At 70.1% G+C, this 4,089-nt stretch carries 4 protein-coding genes; 1 reads left to right on the top strand and 3 read right to left on the bottom strand.

Features of this window, described 5'->3' with window-relative positions; translation table 11 throughout:
• The coding region (locus ACFPZL_RS10765; protein ID WP_382335391.1) for a sugar ABC transporter ATP-binding protein at positions 1-963 on the bottom strand (963 nt) is incomplete at its 3' end.
• Between the two features lie 250 nt (positions 964-1,213).
• Between ACFPZL_RS10765 and ACFPZL_RS10760 the strand changes: the two genes are divergently transcribed.
• A complete protein-coding gene (locus ACFPZL_RS10760; protein WP_218115947.1) occupies positions 1,214-2,221 on the top strand; it encodes a LacI family DNA-binding transcriptional regulator in 1,008 nt (335 codons plus the stop codon).
• Between the two features lie 328 nt (positions 2,222-2,549).
• Here ACFPZL_RS10760 and gap read toward each other — a convergent pair whose 3' ends face one another.
• Positions 2,550-3,611, bottom strand: a complete 1,062-nt coding sequence (gene gap, locus ACFPZL_RS10755; RefSeq protein WP_218116267.1) for a type I glyceraldehyde-3-phosphate dehydrogenase — start codon at positions 3,609-3,611, stop codon at positions 2,550-2,552.
• A 112-nt stretch (positions 3,612-3,723) separates the two neighbouring features.
• Positions 3,724-4,089, bottom strand: a 366-nt coding sequence (locus ACFPZL_RS10750) for a helix-turn-helix domain-containing protein (RefSeq protein WP_382335389.1), incomplete at its 5' end; no start/stop codon positions are given.

Below are 4,089 nucleotides of genomic sequence, written 5' to 3'. Positions count from 1 at the left end.
CTTGCCGGCGACGCGCACGCTGCCGGAGCGGTAGCCGTCGACGCCGAAGATCGCGCGGGCGACCTCGCTGCGGCCGGCTCCGACGAGTCCGGCCAGGCCGACGATCTCGCCCGCGCGCACGGTGAAGCCGATGTCCGAGAACACGCCGGGGCTCGTGAGCCCGGCGACCTCGAGCAGCGGCTCGCCGATCTCCGCGTCCAGCTTCGGGAACAACTCGGTGATCTCACGGCCCACCATCTCGGCGACGACCCGATCGGGGTCGGTGTCCGCCGTCGCGGTGGTCGACACGTAGCTGCCGTCGCGCATGACGGTGATGGTGTCGCAGAGGTCGAACACCTCGTCGAAGCGGTGCGAGATGAAGAGGAGCGCGCGGCCCTCGTCGCGGAGCGAGCGGGCGACCTGGAAGAGCCGCTGGACCTCGACGCCCGAGAGCGCCGCGGTCGGCTCGTCCATGATCAGCACCTGCGCCTCGAGCGAGACGGCCTTCGCGATCTCGATCATCTGCTGGTCGGCGATCGAGAGGCCGTCGGCCGTGCGATCCGGGTCCATCGTGACGCCGAGCTGGGCGAAGAGCGACTCGACCTCGGCGCGCATCGCCGCCCGGTCGATCCGGCCGAAGCGTCCGCGCGGCTGGCGCCCCATGAAGATGTTCTCGGTCACCGAGAGGTCGGGGAACAGCGTCGGCTCCTGGTAGATGACGGCGATGCCGGCGCTCTTGGCCTCGGCGGTGCTGGTGAAGTCGACGGGCTCGCCGGCGAGTCGGATCTCGCCCGCGTCGCGGCGGTAGAGGCCGGCGATGATCTTCACGACCGTCGACTTTCCGGCGCCGTTCTCGCCGACGAGCGCGTGGATCGAGCCCGAGCGCAGGGCGAGTTCGCCGTCTCGGAGCGCGACCACCTGCCCGAAGGCCTTCGTGACGCCCCGCAGCTCGAGAGCGGGGGCGTCCACTGGTGATCTCTTCATCGAATTCACGAGCCTTCTGCCGTCGCGACGGCGATCATGCGGAGTTTCGAGAAACGAAATGAATCGTTTCAATCTTTGAACACTGCGAGTGTAAACACACCATCGCATTTCGGTCAAGTTTCTGGACCATTACGAAGCCAACCGTTATTGAAGCGTTTCAATAGTCGCGCTAGACTGCGGAACCACGGCACTGTTCGCACTGTTCGCGCCGTTCGATCCACCCGCCCATTGCCGAAGGAGGCCCGATTCCATGGCCGCCAGTGTGCGCGACGTCGCCCGCGAGGCCGGCGTTTCCGTCGGCACGGTCTCGAACGTGCTCAACCATCCGGGCAAGGTCTCCCCCGGCACCGTCGAGCGGGTCACCGCGGCGATCGAGCGGCTCGGCTTCGTGCGCAACGACGCCGCACGGCAACTGCGCGCCGGCCGCAGCCGGACCATCGGACTCGTCGTTCTCGACACTCGCAACCCCTTCTTCACCGACCTTGCCCACGGTGCGCAGGACAGGGCGCTCGAGTCCGGCTTCACGATCCTCCTCGGCGGCAGCGACGAGTCCAGCTCGCGCGAGGCCACCCTGCTCGAGCTCTTCGAGGAGCAGCGGGTGGCCGGCCTCCTGATCTCCCCCGTGCACACCGACCTGTCGCGACTCTGGCACCTGCGGGAGTCCGGCACGCCGGTCGTGCTCGTCGACCGCGGCAGCTCGGATCGATCCTTCTCGTCCGTCTCCGTCGACGATGTCGAGGGCGGGCGCGTCGCCACTCAGCACCTCATCGACATCGGCCGGCGGCGGATCGCCTTCATCGGCGGTCCGCTCAGCATCGAGCAGGTGTCCCAGCGCCTCGAAGGCACGCAGGCGGTCGTCGCCGCCCACGCGGACGTCTCGCTCACCGTGCACCCGACGCAGGCGCTCACCGTGCTGGAAGGCCGGCGCATCGGCGAGGAGATCGTCGCCATGCCGGCCGAGCAGCGGCCCGACGCGATCTTCGCCGCGAACGATCTCCTCGCCATGGGCGTGATCCAGGCGCTCGTCATGACCGGCTCGCTCCGCGTCCCCGAGGACATCGCGCTGGTCGGCTACGACGACATCGACTTCGCGGGCGCGGCCGTCGTACCGATCACCTCGGTCCGGCAGCCGTCTGCGGAGATCGGCGCGACCGCCGTCGAACTCCTGATGCGGGAGGCCGACGGGGATCACCGACCCGAACAGATCGTCTTCCAGCCGCGGCTCGTCGCCCGCACCTCCACGCTCGGCTCCGAGTAGGGCCGGGCGGGGCGCCGCATGCCGCCCGCCGCCCGCATGCCGCCCGTGCGTTGCCTGCCGCCCGTCCGCGCGCGGCCACGATGGCGGCCGGCACATCCCTCCCCTGACGAACGGCCCCCTTCCTGACGAGCGGCCCCGTTCTGCCCGGTGTGTACGGCGGCCGCTCGTCAGGAAGGGGGCCACCGGTCAGGAGGGAAGGGGTGAGAGGGTGACGCGGGCGGCAGCGGCAAGGCGGGAAGGGGCAGTCGCCCCGGCTCACTCAGAGCCCGGCCCACCCAACGCCGGTCCGCTCAGAGCCCGGTTCGCCCTGAGCCCGGCCCGCCCAGCCTCAGCTCTCGGCGAGCATCTCGAGCGTCTCGGCGGCGCGGTGCGAGAACCCCCACTCGTTGTCGTACCAGGCCGACACCTTGACGTGGTCGCCCATCACGCGCACGAGTCCGGAGTCGAAGATCGAGGAGTGCGGGTCGGCGACGATGTCCGACGAGACGAGCGGATCCTCGGAGTAGGCGAGCACTCCCGCCATCGGGCCGGCAGCAGCAGCGCGGTAGGCGGCGCGAATCTCCTCCGCCGTCACGGCGCGCTCGACCTGCGCCGTGAGCTCCACGATCGAGCCCACGGGAACGGGCACGCGGATCGCGTCACCCGCCAGCCTGCCATCGAGCTCGGGCAGCACGAGCCCGATGGCCTTGGCGGCGCCGGTCGACGTCGGGCTGATGTTCGTGGCCGCGGAGCGCGCGCGGCGCGGATCCCCGTGCGGGCCGTCGACGAGGTTCTGATCCGCGGTGTAGGCGTGCACCGTCGACATGAAGCCCTGCCGGATCCCCGCGAGCTCGTGCAGCACCTTCGCGAGCGGTGCGAGCGCATTCGTGGTGCACGACGCGTTCGAGACGATGCGATGCGCCGCCGGATCGTACATGTCCCAGTTGACGCCCTTGACCAGGGTGACCTCGGCGCCGGACGCCGGCGCGCTGACGAGCACCCGCTTCGCGCCTGCCGTCAGGTGCCGCCCGGCGTCCTCGGCCGAGTTGAAGCGTCCCGTCGATTCGAGCACCACGTCGACGCCCAGCTCGGCCCACGGCAGATTCCCGGGATCCCGCTCGGTGAGCAGTCGGATCCGCCGTTCCCCGATCACGAGGAACTCCGCGTCGGCGCCGTTCTCGGCTCCGTCCGCGGAATCGTCCGCGGCGCCGTCTGCGGAGACGCGTTCGACCGTGGCGCGTTCGGGCGCACGGCCGTAGTTCGAGTCGAAGTTGAACAACTGCGCCAGTGCGGCCCCGTCGGTGAGGTCGTTCACGGCGACGATCTCGAGTTCGGTGCGCTGCTCCAGCAGCGCCCGCAGGACTCCGCGGCCGATGCGGCCGAACCCGTTGATGGCAATGCGATGATTCATGTGAGTATCACTCCTCCACGTCGATTCTGGCCGGGCCGGCAGGATCCCTCCAGTGGCAAGAATGACGATGCTCGAAAGGATACTGCCAAGTCTCGTTCCGGGCGATCCTCCCCTACTCCCCCTGAGTGAACGCGCGCCGGTACTCGGTCGGCGAGGTGCCCAGCACGCGGCGGAAGTGCAGCCGCAGGTTCGCCCCCGTGCCGAGGCCCGTCGCATCCGCGATCTCGTCCACGCTCCGCGTCGTGTTCTCGAGCATCTCCCGCGCGAGATCGAGCCGAGCGCGCATCACCCAGCGCATCGGCGTGTATCCGGTCTCGCCCAGGAACACCCGGGCGAACGTGCGCGGAGAGACGTTCGCGTGCTCGGCCAGGCGCGCCACCGGCAGCGGCTCCGGCAGATGGCGCAGAGCCCACTCGCGGGTGGCCGCGAACCGCTCCCCGTGCGACGGCGGCACGCTGCGCGGTACGAACTGGGCCTG

It is taken from the genome of Leucobacter soli, assembly GCF_042659205.1.
Lineage (GTDB): Bacteria > Actinomycetota > Actinomycetes > Actinomycetales > Microbacteriaceae > Leucobacter > Leucobacter soli.
Note: the sequence above shows the minus strand (reverse complement) of the source record. Positions and strands in the feature narration are given on the sequence as shown.